Origin of the sequence: Bacillus sp. Marseille-P3661, from assembly GCF_900240995.1 — a bacterium.
GTDB lineage: Bacteria > Bacillota > Bacilli > Bacillales > Bacillaceae_J > OESV01.
Genome location: NZ_LT965957.1, coordinates 271,485 through 290,432, shown reverse-complemented (window position 1 = coordinate 290,432; position 18,948 = coordinate 271,485). Strand labels below are relative to the sequence as shown.

Below are 18,948 nucleotides of genomic sequence, written 5' to 3'. Positions count from 1 at the left end.
GAAATAAAAGATGACCACTGAACAAATTACACAAATTGCAAAATATTTGCTAGACGGAGAATATGAGAAAAAAGAAGTTAAAAAAGTTACTGCAGAAATCAAACCAGATTTGACGGTTGAAGAAGCGTATCAGGTTCAAGAAGAACTAGTGAACATCAAATTAGCAGAAGGTAAAAAAATCATTGGGCCTAAAATGGGATTAACGAGTCAAGCTAAAATGAAACAAATGGGTGTAGAAGATCCGATTTATGGATATGTATTTGACTATATGTTAATCGACAATGGTGGCAAACTATCACTAAGCGATGTTATTCATCCAAAAGTAGAGGCAGAGATTGCTTTCGTTATCGGTGAGGATATTGAAGGACCTGGGATTACTGGCGCTCAAGTACTAGCAGCGACTGAATATGTACTCCCAGCATTGGAAATTATCGATAGTCGTTATGAAAACTTTAATTTCACATTACCAGACGTAATTGCTGATAATGCATCTACGTCTCGTGTAGTGTTTGGCACAACTTTAAAGAGACCAGATCAATTTGAGCTTGATTTAGTTGGCAGCACAATAACTATTAATGGTGAAATTAAAGAGCTTGGTGCTGGTGCTGCGGTTGTTGGTCATCCTGCTAATTCAATCGCAATGCTAGCAAACATGCTAGCTAAAAAAGGTGATAAAGTTAAAAAGGGTGACATCATCTTAACTGGCGGTATTACTGGTGCGGTTTTACTTAACAAAGGTGATTATGTTGTTGGTAAATTCGATGGACTTGGTGAAGTAACATTTTCAGTTGTAGATTAGTAGAATGGAAGGAGAGCGGATTTATGCCATTACTTAACGTCCAAATTTTAGAAGGTAGACCACCAGAAAAAGTGGATGCTTTAATTAAAAATCTTACAAATACTGTTTCAGAAACTCTAGAAGCTCCAAAAGAGAGTGTACGAGTTATTGTTACTGAAATCCCTAAAACACATTGGGGAATCGCTGGTGTTTCAGTAGCTGAAAGGAATGCTCAAAAGTAATACCCCTTTTGTTACATGAGTTAATTTAGTATCTGACATCCCATTTTTTGTTGGGGGACATAATGGGTTGTCAGTTCTAATACAAAACAATTACTAGTATTGGAGGATGGGAAAATGAGTATTGTAATGAGTATGTTAGCGCCACACGTACCAAGCATTTGTCATGAGGATCAAGCACCAGATTTTCAAGTAGATATGGTTAGTGCCATGAAGGAAGTTTCAAAAAAGATCTACGATCTCAAGACAGATCTAATTGTTTTAGTTTCATGCCATTGGCCATCAACATTTGATCACCTTGTAGATTGTACTCCTGACCATAAAGGAACACTAACTGCACAAGAATGTCCTGATATTATTAGTGATGTTGATTACCATTATCCAGGTGACCAAGAAATTGCAGATAAACTGGTCGAAGCAGGAAAAAATGCTGGTTTACGTGTTGTAGGCTTTAAAGACCCAACATTCGTTTGGGATTATGGTACTGTAGTTCCATTACGCTACTTGGTTCCTAATGAAGATATTCCTGTTATTAATCTATCTGTTACATTAGCAGCGAATTTAGAAGAAACATACAAATGGGGGCAGGAAATTGCTAGAGTTTTAGAAGAGAGTGACAAGAGAGTGGTCTTTGTATCGAGTGGTGCATTGGCACATAACTTAGTACGCGGTAGAGAAAACAAGCCGACTATTTCTGAGCATGCTCTAGATAAGCAATTTATTGATTTTGTAATGAATAAAGATTATGCATCTGCATATAACATGTTGCCGCAATATTCAAGTGCTGCAAAAGTTGAATCTGGTGGTCGTCATTTAGCTATGCTATTAGCTTTCTTAGGTGAAGGGCATGAGCCAAAGTTTTTTGCGGCTGGACAATCATCTGGTAGTTGGAATGCGGTAATGACGTTTGAAAAGCAATTGGTGGGGGCTTAGGATTTAAATATTCTGAACATTTTAAAGAATAGAAATGAAAGCGTTTATTGTTCAAAGGAAGAAAGTTTCTCGAATTTTCGAGAAACTTTCTTCCAACCAAATCTTGGGGGGATATGGAATGAATAGATATAGAATTCCTTTTGTAAGTTTTATCGTTTTAATGATGTTAACAGTATCTGCTTGTAGTTCATCTAGCACAGGTTCAGAACCAAGCCCGGAAGGTAAAGGTAGTTCAGGTGAAACATTCGAATTTAAGTTAGGTCATATGAATTCACCAGATCATGTTCAAGATGATGTAAAAACAGCTTGGGCTGAAGAAGTTGCAGCTGCCACAGAAAACAGAGTTATATTTGACATTTATCCAGGTGGCGCTTTAGGCGGACCTAAAGAAACTTATGATAACGTTGTAACTGGGATCATGGATGCTGGTTGGGGAATTCAAGGTTATAATGCAGGCAAATTTCCTGTACACTCTGTCCTTCATTTACCATTTATGACAGATGGCAACGCAGCAGAACTAAGTGTCGTTGCTCAAAAATTATATGAAACATTTCCAGAAATTCAAGCTGAGTATTCAGAGGTAAAGCCACTGTGGTTTCATGCGGTTGATCCATATATGATCATTACAAAAGGCAAGGCTGTAAGAAGTTTTGAAGATGTTAAAGGTTTAAAATTAAGAACTCCATCTGTTGAAGGTAGTGGCATGATTGAATCTTGGGGGGCAACTCCGGTTTCACTACCAGCTCCAGAAATGTATGATGCACTACAAAAAGGTGTAATTGATGGCGGTGTATTACCAATTTCAGCTATTGCTGACTTTAATTTATTCGATGTAGTTGATTATGTAACACTTGGTAATTTTAATACAAATTTATATTATACTGTGATGAATAAAGGCAGTTGGGACAAGCTACCTGCTGATGACCAAGCAACAATTGAAGGATTAGTTGGTCTCCAAATGGCACAAAAAGCCGGTGAAGCATACGACGGTCAAAAAGCAGCAGCTGAAGCGAAAGCAAAGGAAATGGGCGTTGAATTTATTGAACTACCGGATGAGGAAGTTCAAAAATATAAAGACGCATCACAAGTTGTAGCGGAAAAGTGGATTGCTGATATGGAAGCAAAAGGCATACCTGGACAAGCAATCTATGATGAAGCTGTAAAATTGATTTCAGAAAATTAATCACTGTAAAGTGTTTTTAAATAAGACTTGGCATAGCGTCAAGTTATACGGGCGCAGCCAAGTTTTATTATATATCTATCTATCTTGAGGTGAAAACTATGAAAACGGAAACAAATGTGGATGTTACTGCAAAAGCTAGAGCAGAGATTCCTTGGGGAAAAGATACTAATAAAATTTATAGAATTATATACTTGTTGAATCATATTGCTCACAAAGTATCAAGTGTGATTCTCTTCTTGATGATGTTATTAACGACTGCTGATGTTGCAGGAAGATATTTTTTTAATAAGCCAATTACAGGTGCGTTTGAGTTAACAGGATTGGCACTTGCCCTGATTGTATTTTTTAGTTTAGGTATGACACAAATAACGAAAGATCATATTGAAATCGATTTTTTAACAAATAAGTTTCCAGCTAAGGCCCAGGAAATCTTAAATATTGTTTCTTCTTCGATCATCTTTGTTCTTTTATGTTTAACATCATGGCAATTATTTGAATACACAAAACGTTTAATGGCTAGTGGTGAGTTAACCGGGGACTTAAGCTTACAGTTATACTTCTTTACTATATTTGCTGCCATCGGAGCAATATTGTTTACGCTTACGTTTATCCTTGACATCGTTAAGTCTATTTTAAAGGTGGTGCAGGCATGAGTCCTGAAATGATTGGAGCATTGGGTGTTGTTGTTTTACTTATCCTTATTCTATTAAGAGTATCTGTTGGATTATCGTTATTCCTAGTCGGATTTGTAGGCGTATCTTTACTAAATGGTTGGGATGTAGGTTTAGCACAGTTAGGACCATCAGCATTTGGCACAGCAAATAGCTATAGTTTAAGTGTAATTCCCCTATTCATTTTGATGGGTATGTTTATGTCCAATACTGGTTTGGGAAGTGACCTATTTAATGCTGTTGATAAATGGATTGGCCATTTTCGCGGCGGTTTAGCAATTGCAACAATTGGTGCAAGTTCTATCTTTGCAGCTATTTCTGGTTCATCAAATGCAACGACAGCAACGCTTGCAAAAATTGCGATCCCAGAAATGAATAAGTACAATTATAAAACAACATTTTCAACAGCAGCCGTAGCTGCAGGTGGTACATTAGGTGTCCTTATTCCGCCAAGTGTAATTTTAATCCTTTACGGAGCACTTACATCGGAACCGATAGGTCCATTATTAATTGGGGGATTAGTACCTGGAATTTTAATGACGTTAGTTTTTATTATCATGATTAACATTCAAGTACGAATGAATCCTTCAATAGCTCCAAGACAACAAGAACCTGCTGTAATGGGTGAAAAGGTAAAATCATTAAGCAGTGTATGGCCATTTCTATTAATATTCATTATTAGTATTGGTGGAATTTATTTAGGGATTTTTACACCTAGTGAAGCTGGTGGAATAGGAGCAATGGGTGCTTTTATAATAACATTAGTTTCAAAACGATTATCTTGGGCTAAATTATTGGACTCATTAGACGAGACAATCCGTTTATCTGTTATGCTGTTTTTAATCTTAATTGGAGCTTCACTTTTTGGTAGATTTTTAGCTTTAAGTCAAATTCCGATGACAATGACTGAAAAGGTTACATCACTTGATGTTTCTCCATACATCATTTTAGCGATGATTTTAATTGTTTACTTAATTTTGGGAATGTTTTTAGAAGGAATTGCTATTATGGTTCTAACTTTGCCAATCGTTTATCCAATCATTACCCAGATAGGATTTGATGGATTATGGTTTGGAATCATCATGGTAATGGTTATTAATATAGGTGTCTTAACACCACCGCTAGGGTTAAGTGTTTATATTATTAGTGGGGTTGTTAAAGATGTACCGATTGAAAAGATCTTTAAAGGTGTTGTCCCAGCGGTTATAGCAATGGCAGTTTTTACTGTTATTCTAATCATTTTCCCAGAAATAGTTACATTTTTGCCAAATTTAACGAATGATTAAATCGCAAAAAGTTTGAAAGAAGGGTAAAACCAATGAGACGGGATAATTCACCGTGATATGGATTAAATGAATAGTCCTTATTGCGGTGAAATATATATTTTTTGAAAATCTAAAGGAAAAACACAACATTTAAGTTATAATATCATTGCGCTCCCAAAAATCCGAAAATTCAGTTTAAATACACTATTTAAACTTTAATGAAGATAATGACTTATTTAAAAATAGAAATACTAAAATGGTTAGGAGGAAGTTAAGTGACTTTAAATCAGAGAAAAATTAATAAAGTTCTTGTAGCTAACAGAGGAGAAATTGCCATTCGGATTTTCCGGGCATGTACTGAACTGGATATACGTACTGTAGCAATTTACTCCAAGGAAGATACAGGCTCATACCATCGCTATAAAGCGGATGAAGCTTACCTAGTGGGAAAGGATAAAAAACCGATTGATGCTTATTTAGATATTGAAGGTATTCTAGAAATTGCAAAAGCAAATGATGTGGACGCAATTCATCCTGGATATGGTTTTTTATCAGAGAATATTCAATTTGCTAAGCGTTGCCAAGAGGAAGGGATTGTGTTAATAGGTCCAGAACCTAAACACCTCGAAATGTTTGGTGATAAAGTTAAAGCAAGAGAACAAGCTCAGTTAGCGAATATACCTGTTATTCCTGGTACAAATGGACCTGTTGCAAGTACAGAAGAAGTAAAAGCATTTTGTGCACAGCATGGTTATCCAATTATGATCAAAGCTGCTTTAGGTGGCGGTGGTCGCGGCATGCGTATTGTGCGAAATGAAGAAGAATTAGTTGAAAACTTTAACCGAGCTAAATCGGAGGCAAAAGCAGCGTTTGGACAAGATGATGTTTATGTTGAAAAATTAATTGAAAATCCTAAACATATTGAAGTGCAAATTCTAGGAGACCATGAAGGTAATATTGTTCACTTATATGAAAGAGATTGTTCTGTTCAAAGACGCCATCAAAAAGTAGTTGAAGTTGCACCAAGTGTGTCCTTATCTGAAGAATTGCGGATGAACATTTGTGATGCAGCTGTTAAATTAATGAAAAATGTTAACTACTTAAATGCAGGTACAGTAGAGTTTTTAGTTACAGAAAATGATTTCTATTTCATTGAAGTGAATCCGCGTGTGCAAGTAGAACATACAATTACAGAAATGATTACTGGTATTGATATTGTTCAATCACAAATTTTGATAGCGGCGGGAAATAGTCTACATGGAGCTGTGGTAGGCATTCCACAACAAGATAAAATTATCGCAAATGGCTATGCAATTCAGTCGCGTGTTACAACAGAGGATCCCGAAAATAACTTTATGCCTGATACAGGTAAGATTATGGCATATCGTTCAGGTGGTGGCTTTGGTGTTCGCTTGGATGCAGGTAATGGTTTCCAAGGATCAGTCATTACACCTCATTATGATTCTTTGCTTGTTAAACTATCAACATGGGCATTGACATATGAAAATGCTGCGAAAAAAATGGTTCGTAACTTGAAAGAATTCAGAATCCGTGGAATAAAGACGAACATTCCGTTCTTAGAAAATGTTATGACACATGAAAGTTTTTTAAGTGGGAGGTATAATACGTCTTTCATTGATACTACACCAGAGCTCTTTGAGTTTCCTAAAAAATTGGACCGTGGTACAAAATTATTATCTTACATTGGTACAACTGTTGTTAATGGATTTAGCGGTGTGCAAAAGCAGAAAAAACCTTTATTACCAAAACCACGTATTCCAAAGGTAAGTACACTTGAACCAATACCATATGGTACTAAACAAATACTTGATGAAAAAGGTCCTGAGGGTTTAACGAACTGGATTAAGGAGCAGCCAGAAGTTTTACTAACTGATACTACATTTAGGGATGCACATCAATCGCTGTTAGCTACTCGTGTACGAACTAAAGATCTAAAAGAAATTGCTGAGCCAACCGCTCGTCTATTGCCAAACTTATTTTCATTGGAAATGTGGGGCGGTGCAACCTTCGACGTGAGTTATCGATTCTTAAAAGAAGACCCATGGGAACGTTTGGAAATTTTACGCGAAAAGGCTCCAAACATCTTGTTTCAAATGCTATTAAGAGCATCAAATGCAGTAGGTTACAAGAACTATCCTGATAATGTAATAAAGGAATTTGTTTCTCGTTCAGCTGATTCCGGGATTGATGTTTTTAGAATTTTTGATAGCCTAAACTGGGTTACTGGTATGATTCCAGCCATTGAGGCAGTAAGAGATACAGGCAAAATTGCAGAAGCATCTATTTGTTATGCAGGTGATATTCTAGATACCAGCCGTGTTAAATATAACTTAGATTATTATAAAAACATGGCAAAAGAGCTTGAAAATGCTGGGGCACATATTTTAGGAATTAAAGATATGGCCGGTTTATTAAAACCGCAGGCTGCATATTCGTTAATATCGGCTTTAAAAGAAACTGTGAATATTCCAATTCATTTGCATACACACGATACAAGCGGCAATGGCATTATGACATATGTGAAGGCTATTGAAGCAGGCGTCGACATTGTTGATGTGGCAATGAGTTCAATGGCAGGTTTAACCTCACAACCAAGCGGTAACACGTTGTACTATGCATTACAGGGGAATAAGCGTCAACCGCTTGTTGATATTGAATCAATGGAAAAGTTAACACACTACTGGGAAGATGTTCGTAAATATTATAAAGATTTTGAATCAGGCATGTTAGCACCTCATCCAGAAATATATATGCATGAAATGCCAGGCGGACAATACAGCAATCTTCAACAGCAAGCAAAAGCAGTCGGCTTAGAAGGTCGCTGGGATGAAGTAAAAAGAACCTATCGTAAAGTAAATGATATGTTCGGTGATGTTGTAAAGGTTACACCTTCATCCAAAGTTGTTGGTGATATGGCCTTATTCATGGTACAAAATGATATTACAGAAGAGGATATTTATGAGCGTGGAAATTCACTTGATTTTCCAGATTCGGTTGTAGAATTCTTTCAAGGATTTCTAGGACAGCCATATCAAGGATTCCCTGCTGAACTACAAAAGATTATTCTAAAGGGACGTGAAGCAATTACAGTGCGTCCAGGAGAAAAATTAGAGCCTGTTGATTTTTCAAAGATAAAGGCTGAACTAACAAATAAACTAAATCGTGAAGTATCAGAAAATGAAGTTATAAGCTATGTTCTTTATCCAAAAGTTTTTGATGAATATCAGGAATATAATGATCAATATGGAAACCTATCTGTACTTGATACATTATCATTCTTCTATGGTTTACGCTTAGGAGAAGAAATTCAAATTGAGATTGAACAAGGTAAAACATTGATTGTTAAACTTGTATCTGTTGGAGCGCCACAGCATGATGGCACAAGGGTCGTTTATTTTGAATTGAACGGTCAACCGCGAGAAGTTGTTATTAAAGATAACAATGTGAAATCAGAGACAGCTGTAAAACAGAAAGCACAAAAAGGAAATGAAAATCATATAGGTGCTACTATGCCTGGAACTGTTATTAAGGTTCTTGTTGAAAAAGGCGAAAAGGTTAAGAAAGGTGATCACCTGATCATTACCGAAGCGATGAAAATGGAAACAACGGTTCAAGCCCCATTTGACGGTGTAGTGAAAGATATTCATGTCGTGAATGGTGATGCGATCCAAACAGGGGATTTATTACTAGAATTTTAAGATTGATATACAGGTGAAAGTGCTCTGTCAACAGCAGAGCATTTTTACTGTTGAAGAAAGGAAGGGATATATGGATTATTCTGTATTATTAGTAACGATTATGAGATTAGCAGTTTTATTAGGAATAGGTATGTTTTTAACTTATAAAATTTCGTTTTCAGCTGATGTAAGAAAGTTCATGATCTTTGTTATTATTAATATTGCATTACCAGCTATTATTTTACACGGATTTCTACAAGTGGAAATTGACGATCATTTAATGCAGCAGATCGTTATGATCTTTATATTTTCTTTAATCTTTAATTTAGCCGGTTTATTATTAGGTTATATTTTTGGAAAGTCTATAGGATTAGATTCACTTAAGGCCCGTGAGACAGGTTTCTTAGCCATTTTTGGAAATACTGGATTAATTGGTATTCCATTTTGTGCAGCCTTATTTGGTGCAAAAGGAGCTGTTTTTGCTGCTGTATTTGATGCAGGGATGTCTTTAACCCTTTGGACAGTGGGGGCGTTAATGATCCGCGGGAAGACTAAACTCACGCTAAACAATCTAAAATCGATGATTTCAGTTCCTAATGTAGCAGTTGTAATCGGTTTAACGATTACTGTTTTTCAAATTAATCCGGGTTTCTTTATTAAGGACGTAACTGCTACACTTGCAGGTGCATCTAGCCCGTTAGCAATGTTTTATATCGGAATGTTAACGATGACCATAATTAGGGAAAAGAAAAAGATATCAGCTAAACTCATTGCAATTCCCGTGACATTTAAACTACTTATTTTTCCATTGCTAGGTGTCATTGCACTTTCTATGCTATCGTTATCCAACGAAGTTGAACAAGTATTACTAGTTGAGATGGCAATGCCGGCAGTTACATCTGCATCAATCATTTTAGCGCTCTATAATGCCGATGAAAATTACGGGGTTATGAACACATTATTTACGAACCTACTATCTCTTTTAACAATACCTCTAATTTTCTTTATCGGTAGTATTTGGATATAGGAAAAAGAGTGAGCTGCATTATTATTTCAAAAAGGAAGGGAGTTCGGATATATATGGTAGAATTGAAGTATATAGAAGCCTTTTTGAAAATAGTGGAAACTGGGAGTTTTTCTGCAGCAAGTGAACAATTATATATATCACAACCGTCAATTAGCGTACGTATTCAACAGCTAGAAAAGGAATTAAAGAAGCCTTTATTTACTCGAGTTGAGGGTAAAAAGGTAAAATTAACTACATACGGTGAAAAGGTCTTTCCTTATTTTAAGGAAGCTTATAAGCTAATCCAACAGGGATGTGTTGCATTAGATAATGAGTTAGAGCAACGGAAAATTAATATATCCTGTCCTAATCATATGGGAATGGACATTATGCCAGAAATTTTGGGAACTCTTTATAGCGATTTTCCATCATTAGAATTTGCAGTAAATATTTTTCCGAAAAATATGGTCCAAAGTACTATAGACGGAATACAGAGACATGAAGTTGATATTGGATTTATATATTCCACACACGAAGCTATAAACAAATATCGAGAATTTGATCCAATTCATATTGTTGATGAAAAAAACATCCTAGTATGTAGTCCTGACCATAGATTAGCTAAAAAAAATAGAATTTGTGTTGGAGAATTAATGAATGAAAGAATTATAATTTATGACCGGGATTTATTATCTACAAAAATAATTGAGTCGTTTTTAGAAAACAATCAACTATCTGACTATAAAAAAGTTGAAATCGATAATTTAAGTTGGATTAAGATGATGGTTCAAAAAGGATTAGGTGTTGCCTTCCTTCAACATAATATGGTTAAAGAGGATTTAGGAAGGGGAACATTAGTAGAAATTTCATTAGAAGAGTTACTTCCACAAACATCTATATATATACTATTTGGTTTAGATTTAACTGAGGAAATAAAGCAAACGATTATTAAAACTACGAAGACTTTGTTTGGATTTTAATACTTTTAAAACAGTCACTGCTCTCAAGCTTTTTTGAGAGCCTTTTTTTGTTAGCGGTTGTTATTTAAATAATGAATAGCTAGTAATAACATATAGATTTTCTCTATATCTACTATGAATAAATTGAATTTGTTAGTTTTTTAAATATGTGCAATAATAAAAATAGTCAAAATATTCGTTATAGAAGGCGGGATGTGTCGGAAATCATCATTAATTGTTTAGTTATTGCAACTAAGTCAACGTTTATAAAATTTGAAACTATTTGACACTGAGATATACATAAAGGGGGGCGTATCAAATGAAATTTTACAAAAGCTTATCACTTATAGGAATTTGTATTTTTTAGCTTGCAGAAGCTTGTAATATTAAATAAAAGAATGCTAGTGTTTATTTCAAATCTACTAAAGGAAGTGAGTTGTTGATAATCAGATGAAAAAAAATCTTGTTATAGCGTCTGCCATTTGTATCTTCATCTCTGTATTAGTTTTAGCTTTTCAAATTTTTCATTTTAGTTCAGAGGGTCGAATTTTACCTGTATTTTTAATGTTAACCCTTGTTTATGTGTTTATTACGAAACCTCTCAAAGAAGGTTCTGATAATCTCATATTCAAAATAGTAGATTTCATCTTAGTAATTGGAAGTATTGTTCCGGGTGTATATTTATCTTTATTTTACGATTCAATTCAATTACAAGCAGGAGTACCTTCTACCACAGTAATCATAATGGGGATCATAACACTCGTTGTATTGTTAGAAGCTGTTCGTCGTATCGTGGGACTTCCGTTGGCGATACTCGCGGTAATTTTTATCTTATATGCCATTGTAGGTCCTTATTTACCAAGGCTGCTTATGCATAGAGGATATGATTGGTCTAGCATAATGGACCGTCTTTATCTTAGTAGCGGTGGTTTTTATGGATTGCCGTTGGCAACAATGTTCCGTTATGTTGTTATCTTTGTTATCTTTGGTGCCTTTCTTGAAAAAACTGGTACCGGTGATTTCTTAATTAATATTTCTAAAGCTATTGCAGGACGATACCGTGGTGGTGTAGGACAAATCTCTGTTCTTTCTAGTTCCTTAATGGGATCCATCTCAGGAAGTTCGGTTGCAAACGTAGCAACTACTGGTACGATTACGATACCAGCTATGAAAAAAACAGGTTTTAGCCCACAAATGGCTGGGGCAGTAGAAGCTGTTGCTTCAAATGGTGGACAAATTTTGCCGCCTGTTATGGGTGCTGCTGCTTTCCTTATGGCTGACTTTTTAGGAATACCATATTCCCAAGTTATGTTGGCTGCGCTAATACCTGCGATTATGTATTTTATTTCAGTTTCAGCGAATATTTATATTTATTCTTCCATGAATAATATAAAAGGGTTACCTAAAAGTGAGATACCAAATATATTAAAAGAGATTAAAAATGGATGGTATTATTTAATTCCATTTATTATATTAATTTCATTTCTTCTTAATGGCTATTCGCCAACGTTTTCAGGTTTGCTAGGAATTGCATCGGTTATAATTGTTGGATTTTTAAAACCTAAAAATCGTTTAACATTTAAAGGGATTATTGAATCTTTACAAAGTGCTGGCGAAAGCGTTGTGCTATTAACAGTTGCCTCAGGTGCAGCGGGGATTGTTGTTGGAGTACTTACATTGACAGGTTTAGGTAACCGCTTATCTAGTGTATTGATTACCATTTCAGGTGAAAATGTTTTTCTACTGCTTGTTTTATCAATGGTTGTGTCTATTATTCTTGGAATGGGGATGCCAACAACAGTAGTTTACATCATGTTAGCGACTCTTGTAGCACCTGCAATTATAGAGTTGGGTATTTTACCGATGGCAGCACATCTTTTCATTATTTATTTTGGGACAATGTCAATGATTACGCCACCGGTGGCATTGGCAACATATGCAGGAGCAGCGATTGCTGGAGCTGATCCAGTGAAAACGTCCATGCTAGCGTTGAAAATAGCACTTCCGTGTTATATTATCCCGTTCTACTTTGTATTCAACAATGCATTGTTACTACAAGGGGAAAACGGACTATTAATTGCTTGGTCCATTGTTACAGCCCTAGTTGGTATTATTTCGTTTTCGATTGCGTTAATGGGGTATGCAAAGAGGAAATTGAGTACAATTCAGCGTACTAGTCTTCTCATAGGTTCGCTTTTACTTATTCATCAAGGTTTGGTAACCGACTTTATAGCTATAGCAATTTTGCTTGCTTTTATAATTATAGAGAACAAAAAAGTATCAGTCATAGTTGATAAGGAAGTTAAATTATAATAGCCTTTTAGCTTATAAAGTGACTAGTTTTATCAAAAGAACAATAGTAGGAACTAAGATGTCTAAATATTCAAAACTAAAAAATTTATCAGGAGAGTGATTGAATTTGGTTAAGAGCTTACAAAGTTATTTGGAAGAATTAAAAAGAAATGAATCTCCAGAACTGGTTGAAATAAACAAGAAAACAATTCCACACAAATTCGAAGTAACAGCATTATTAGAAAAAATGGACCAAAAAGGTGATACAAGAATTCCTTGGTTTAAAAATGTTGTAAATAATCATGATGAATCAACAGATATGTCAGTAGTTTCCAATCTTTTTGGTACGAGAGAACGAATTGGTCAACAAATAGGTGGAGAGGCAATAAAAGGTGGCATGGCGGTTAGTTTAGAATATGCCAAACGTGAGTTAGAAAAAATTAAACCTATTATTATTTCTGCTAATGAAGCACCAGTTAAAGAAGAAATACAAAAAGGTGTCGATATTGACATTGAAAAACTGCCTATTGTCCGCCATTATGAAATGGATCTTAGTCCAGTTCTAACGATGATGTTAGTAATGAAAGACCCGGATGAAGGATTTTATGACGTTTCTTTTACAAAGGTATTTCCAAAAGGTCCTGATACTGCAGGTGTATCAATACATTCACCACATCTTGAAAGAATATTAACTAAATATGAAGAGCGTGGTTTAGCAGCACCAATTGTTAGTATTATCGGTCATCATCCTGCATTTACATTAGGGGCCGCTGCTCGTGTTCCATTTGGAAACGATGATTACGCGACAATCGGTGCTTTTCTTCAAGAATCTGTCCGATTAGTTCCAAGTGAAACATGGGGAGAAGATTTCTTAGTACCGGCAGATGCAGAAATTCTAATCGAAGCTGAAATTCAGCCTGGAGCTCGCACAATTGTCGATCCGTTTGGCGAGGTAACGCGTGATTATCAACCTCAATGTCTTCGACAACTTGCGAACATAAAGGCAATTACAAAGCGCAAAAATGCAGTGTTACAAGATATCTTCTCTGGACATCCTGAGCATTGGCTATTAGGAGGAATTGCCAAAGAAGGTGGTCTTTATAACATGCTCCAAAAACAGTTTGGTAATATTACTGGTGTTAAGATGCCATATTCAGGTTGTTGCCGAATAGAATGTCATATTGCAATTAAGAAGAGAACGGAAGGGGAAGCTTATAACGTAGGGATGGCAGCGTTTGGGTTTGATTCACAATTACAATGGATTACAGTCGTTGATGATGATATTGATCCATTTAATGAATTTGATGTTCGTTTCGCAGCGGTTAACTATGTAAATCCTGATAAAGATATACAAAAAATTCGTGCGCGAAACCATTTCTATAATGCAGGTGCAGGTTGGAAGGTTATAGTTGATGCAACAAAACAAACAGAAGTGCCATCACCTACCAGATTCAGAGTACCGCCGGACGTAATGGATAGAATCGAACTTGATGATTATCTCAATGAAAAGGATTCTACTATACTTTCAAAATAGAAAAAAATGAGGAGTGATTGCAATGGCAAAAGCAGGTGGAAATTTAGGGGACAAAATTTTGTGGGTGAATTGTACATCATGCTCTGGTAACTTTTATTGTGAACATGATTTACTTTATATGGATATTGAGCTAATTTGTCCATTTTGCAAAAATGAGTTTTTAGCAAGAGATGGAGTACGTAAAGAAGATAAAGTTAATTAATATTCAACCTAAATCAATCAAGTATTCAAGGGAAGGTTTTCATTGGGTGAGAGTCTTCGTATAATAGCTGGTCGGTGTTGCACTACCTCAAAGCTTTTACTTTTATTAAATACTAGAATATAATAGAGCTTAGTTTAGGGTGAGTATTAGTCCATCAACTAGTTTTCTTTCTAATAAGGTTTTTATTAAATTAAACTTTTAAAAATGCTATCGTACAAATATCTAAAGCTATGAAAAGTAAAAATGGGCTCTCACTAATAATTGGTGGGAGCTTGTTTTTCTATGAAGAATGGATGTGTTGCTATGGAAATTAAAATTTCACAAGAACTTTTTCAATTATTAAATGGAAATAATATAGAAAGAAAACAACATGAGGCAATGATGTTACTTACAGTAAGTGAAGATTTTTGGCCACATGCAGCAATGATTAGTGTCGGGGAAGTGGTTGCTCTTACTCATTCTGAGTTTAGATTAGCGATTTGGCCTAATACAAATACAGCTAATAATATGATTAGAACAGGTCAAGCTACTTTAGTCATAGTTTATAATGCAAAAGCTTATTATATAAGACTTTCATTACAAAGGCTGCCTGAATTAATAATTAATAACATTTCACTAGAACGCTTTGCTGCACACATTGTTTCCTTACGAGAAGATGTGGCTAAATATGCTGATATTTTATCAGGTATACAAATAAATTTAAAAGATCCTGAAACCGTTATAAAAAGATGGGAAGAAACAACCATGGCGTTGTTAGTGGGACCTTAATATTTTTTTATTCTGCGATGCATTTGCTATCGCTTTTTTTTATCCATTTTAATTCGAATTAACTTCATAACTATCATTTCTATTAAAAACAGGATAATTATTCGTAAAGTGCTCTGAGCGGTCGGCGGTTTACGCGTGCTAGCCTTAGTCTCTTCGTCGCAGATATGTTCGTTAGATAATCTTTTGTAATCTGTATGGAAGTTAGTAAATGTTAGCGATTGTTAGGAGATACTTAATTTTTCTTTAAAATATTGTATACTGATTAAAGAAATGATTTAATAGCAAATTCACGTATGATAAGAAAGTTGGCTTTAGTGATGAAAAATACGAATGAATGGTCTCCTACTAATCTAGGAGAAACAACTGAACTTACTTACGATAAGACTCAGACTTCTGAACTTTTTCAACAATGCCCCTTTGGTGCAACAATTAATAGGATTGAGGATGCTCAATTAGCGGAGTTTGAAACATCGGAACAATTAGTGGCCGATCATGAAAATGATGCTTTTTATTTTCGCTCCCTCGAAAAAGCGGGGATCAAATTAAACAAGCCACAGCTTAATGCAGTAAGACATTATACTGGCCCTGCATTAGTATTGGCAGGAGCAGGCAGCGGAAAAACGAGAGTACTTACTTCTAGAGCAGGTTATTTACTCGCTGTCCACAAAGTGAATCCTAAAAATATATTGCTGGTGACTTTTTCAAAGAAAGCAGCCGATGAAATGAAAACTAGAATGGCAACACTTCCTGGGCTTTCGCCACACATGATACGTGGTGTTACAACTGGAACATTTCATTCTATTTTTCTGCGCTTACTTAAGAGTCAGGGATATACACAAAGAATAATTACCAATGAAAAGCTCAAGCAAACAACGATCAAAATAATTATGAAAGAAATGGGACTGGCTGAGGCATACGAACCAGAAACGTTACTTGCTATTCTCTCTTCTTATAAAAACAATATGATTAAGGTTGAGAACATCTCCCCTAAAACTCCGCTTGAAAAAGAAATGAAAGACATTTTGACTAGATACGAAGGCTGGAAAAGGGACAAACATTATCTTGATTTTGATGACATTTTATTAGAATCATATTCATTGTTGCAAGGAAATGAATTAATAGTTCAATCATTACAAAATAGGTTCCGTTTTATTTTATGTGATGAATGGCAGGATACAAATCCAGTTCAATTTGAATTAATAAAAATGATTGCGCGGTCTAACCAAAATCTATTCGTAGTAGGAGACGATGACCAAACAATCTATAGTTTCAATGGAGCAGTAATTGCTAATATACTAGACTTTAAAAAAGAGTTTCCGAACACGAAAACTTTTACGTTAGACATTAACTACCGATCTACTGCTAGTATTGTGGGCTTAGCGAATAAAGTTATTTCTTTTAATGAAAGTCGTCACTCTAAAATATTAAAAGCTACGAATACTAGTGCATATCAACCTAATTTTATTCGAGCGAGTACAACAGATGAGGAAGCTAAAATCATTGTTGAAAATATTGTAAAAGATGTTAAGTCAGGAAAACGAAAGTTTAAGGATATCGCAATTTTACATCGTACAGCGAGCAATAGTCGCGCTATTTATGAACAGCTTATCATTCAAAATATTCCCTTTATATCATTTAGTTCAGGAAATAGTTTTTATGAACAATCACTTGTAAAAACGGTTATTGACTATTTGAGAATTGCTCTAAATCCACATGATATGGATGCTATTGAAGGTATTTTGCCAACACTGTATTTGAACAGAGATCAAACAATTGAATATATTCAATTGCAACAGCTAGTTCATCCTAAGACACAGCTCTTGCAGCATGTTCTAGAGTTACCGTATCTGAAACCATTCCAAAAAAAGCAAATAACCGAAAGGCTTGCATTAATAGGAAAGTTACAACGAATGAAACCGATCACTGCCATTAAAGAAATAAGGAGTTTTTACGATAAATATTTAGAGACAGATGAAAGAAAGAATGTAACACTGCACAAAGAAATAATGAAAGAAACACTTTCAGAAATTGAATCGTCTGCTAAGCAATTTTATACTATTTCTGAATATGTTCATTTTATCGATAAAATTATTGGCAAAAATAAACAGATGGAAATGCTCCGAAATGATCCTTATGCTGATTGTATATCACTAATGACGATTCATAAATCAAAAGGTTTAGAATTTCCTGTTGTCTATTTGATTGGAGCATCCGATAGTATTTTGCCGCATAGTTCATCATTAGAAGCTAATGATCGCAAAGATATCATAATTAATGCAACAATTAATAACGATAAGATAGCTGCGGCAATAGAAGAAGAACGACGTTTAGCATATGTGGCAATAACACGTGCTGAAGAGGAGCTATATATTAGTTCACCTAGCTATTACCAAGGTAAAAGTATTGATGTATCTAGATTCATATTAGATCCGTATAAACCAGTGGAAAAGGCTGCCATTACAAAAACGATTACTCCAAAACAAGTTGCAGTTCCAAAAGAAAAAAAACTACAAAAAGAAATTGCATTGGTATGGGATTGTACCAATGACGACTGTCTTGCTTGGATCAGGATCGTATCATATGAGGACGCAAATCTTGAAGAAAGGGATTGTCCGATTTGTAAAAGTAAAATGAATAAAGGAAGCAAAGAAGTAACTCTTAACAAATAATTAAATTCTCCTTTTACCCATGAGATTTACATATAAATCTCATGGGTATTTTACTGTGAAAATAAGCATAGCTGTACCTTATGTGGGCTCGATAATCGATGAGGGCCAAAGCGGGTAAGCCAATTAAGAAAAACAAAAAGTTAAAATTAAATAGGGACATGCACAAACAATTTCCTTTGTCACTGAATAGTGTATAAAGGGAAGAGTTTATGTTTAAAAGGAGGTGTTTATTGTGGAGAACAGCATTAAACTTCTCATTGTTGGTAGCAGTTCAATTTTGAGCTTACTTTTTGGGGGCTGGTCGGTGTTGTTACAGGTACTAGTTATTTTTATAGTGATTGATTATGTGACAGGCTTGATTGCTGCAGGATTCAATGGAAAGTTAAATAGCAGGATTGGCTTTAGAGGGATTGCAAAGAAAATTATTATATTAGCATTAGTTGCGGTTGCACATGGTATAGATGTTGTTCTTGGCGGTACTAGTTTCTTTCGTGATACGGTTATATTTTTTTATATCATAAATGAACTAATATCAATCATTGAAAACGCAGGGAATGTAGGTTTGCCAATACCAACTGTATTAAAGGAGGCAATAGAAGCATTAAAGAAAAAGGGTAATAAAGAATAGTAAATCATAGTAATCCAAATTAATTATATTATAGAATCTTCATTACCGGCGTGATTTGAAGGTATTATAGAAACCTATTGCGTTATATATAATCTAAGTGGTCATAATCTGAATTGTAACCTA

15 protein-coding genes are annotated in these 18,948 nt (G+C 35.1%); all 15 read left to right on the top strand.

The window, feature by feature from the left end:
- Positions 1 to 10: 10 nt before the first annotated feature.
- A complete protein-coding gene (locus C1724_RS22555) occupies positions 11 to 799 on the top strand; it encodes a 2-keto-4-pentenoate hydratase (protein WP_102348996.1) in 789 nt (262 codons plus the stop codon).
- A complete protein-coding gene (locus C1724_RS22550; RefSeq protein WP_374703484.1) occupies positions 781 to 1,020 on the top strand; it encodes a 4-oxalocrotonate tautomerase in 240 nt (79 codons plus the stop codon). Before C1724_RS22555 ends, C1724_RS22550 begins: the two co-directional genes overlap by 19 nt.
- Before the next feature lie 114 nt (positions 1,021 to 1,134).
- Positions 1,135 to 1,950: an extradiol ring-cleavage dioxygenase gene (locus tag C1724_RS22545; RefSeq protein ID WP_102348994.1), complete on the top strand. Its 816-nt coding sequence runs from the start codon at positions 1,135 to 1,137 to the stop codon at positions 1,948 to 1,950.
- Between the two features lie 118 nt (positions 1,951 to 2,068).
- Positions 2,069 to 3,133 carry a TRAP transporter substrate-binding protein gene (locus C1724_RS22540; RefSeq protein ID WP_102348993.1) on the top strand — a complete coding sequence of 355 codons (1,065 nt, stop codon included), beginning with the start codon at positions 2,069 to 2,071 and terminating at the stop codon, positions 3,131 to 3,133.
- Between the two features lie 98 nt (positions 3,134 to 3,231).
- A complete protein-coding gene (locus tag C1724_RS22535) occupies positions 3,232 to 3,786 on the top strand; it encodes a TRAP transporter small permease (RefSeq protein ID WP_102348992.1) in 555 nt (184 codons plus the stop codon).
- A complete protein-coding gene (locus C1724_RS22530) occupies positions 3,783 to 5,090 on the top strand; it encodes a TRAP transporter large permease (protein WP_102348991.1) in 1,308 nt (435 codons plus the stop codon). Before C1724_RS22535 ends, C1724_RS22530 begins: the two co-directional genes overlap by 4 nt.
- A 254-nt stretch (positions 5,091 to 5,344) precedes the next feature.
- On the top strand, positions 5,345 to 8,788 hold the full coding sequence (gene pyc, locus C1724_RS22525) for a pyruvate carboxylase (protein ID WP_102348990.1): 3,444 nt from the start codon (positions 5,345 to 5,347) through the stop codon (positions 8,786 to 8,788).
- Positions 8,789 to 8,858: 70 nt separating this feature from the next.
- Positions 8,859 to 9,794 carry an AEC family transporter gene (locus tag C1724_RS22520; RefSeq protein ID WP_102348989.1) on the top strand — a complete coding sequence of 312 codons (936 nt, stop codon included), beginning with the start codon at positions 8,859 to 8,861 and terminating at the stop codon, positions 9,792 to 9,794.
- A gap of 53 nt (positions 9,795 to 9,847) precedes the next feature.
- The gene (locus C1724_RS22515; RefSeq protein WP_102348988.1) at positions 9,848 to 10,753 is read left to right on the top strand and encodes a LysR family transcriptional regulator; all 906 of its coding nucleotides are present in this window, start codon (positions 9,848 to 9,850) and stop codon (positions 10,751 to 10,753) included.
- 429 nt (positions 10,754 to 11,182) lie between these two features.
- Entirely contained in the window at positions 11,183 to 13,045 is a 1,863-nt protein-coding gene (locus C1724_RS22510) for a TRAP transporter permease (protein WP_102348987.1), read from the top strand.
- Positions 13,046 to 13,151: 106 nt separating this feature from the next.
- On the top strand, positions 13,152 to 14,558 hold the full coding sequence (locus tag C1724_RS22505; RefSeq protein WP_180994416.1) for a UbiD family decarboxylase: 1,407 nt from the start codon (positions 13,152 to 13,154) through the stop codon (positions 14,556 to 14,558).
- 22 nt (positions 14,559 to 14,580) lie between these two features.
- Complete coding sequence (locus C1724_RS22500) at positions 14,581 to 14,760, top strand: hypothetical protein (protein ID WP_102348985.1); 180 nt, start codon at positions 14,581 to 14,583, stop codon at positions 14,758 to 14,760.
- A 282-nt stretch (positions 14,761 to 15,042) separates the two neighbouring features.
- Positions 15,043 to 15,528: a pyridoxamine 5'-phosphate oxidase family protein gene (locus tag C1724_RS22495; RefSeq protein ID WP_258000503.1), complete on the top strand. Its 486-nt coding sequence runs from the start codon at positions 15,043 to 15,045 to the stop codon at positions 15,526 to 15,528.
- Between the two features lie 317 nt (positions 15,529 to 15,845).
- Positions 15,846 to 18,197: a UvrD-helicase domain-containing protein gene (locus tag C1724_RS22490; protein ID WP_102348984.1), complete on the top strand. Its 2,352-nt coding sequence runs from the start codon at positions 15,846 to 15,848 to the stop codon at positions 18,195 to 18,197.
- A gap of 232 nt (positions 18,198 to 18,429) precedes the next feature.
- On the top strand, positions 18,430 to 18,825 hold the full coding sequence (locus C1724_RS22485; RefSeq protein ID WP_102348983.1) for a phage holin family protein: 396 nt from the start codon (positions 18,430 to 18,432) through the stop codon (positions 18,823 to 18,825).
- The last annotated feature ends 123 nt before the right edge of the window (positions 18,826 to 18,948 follow it).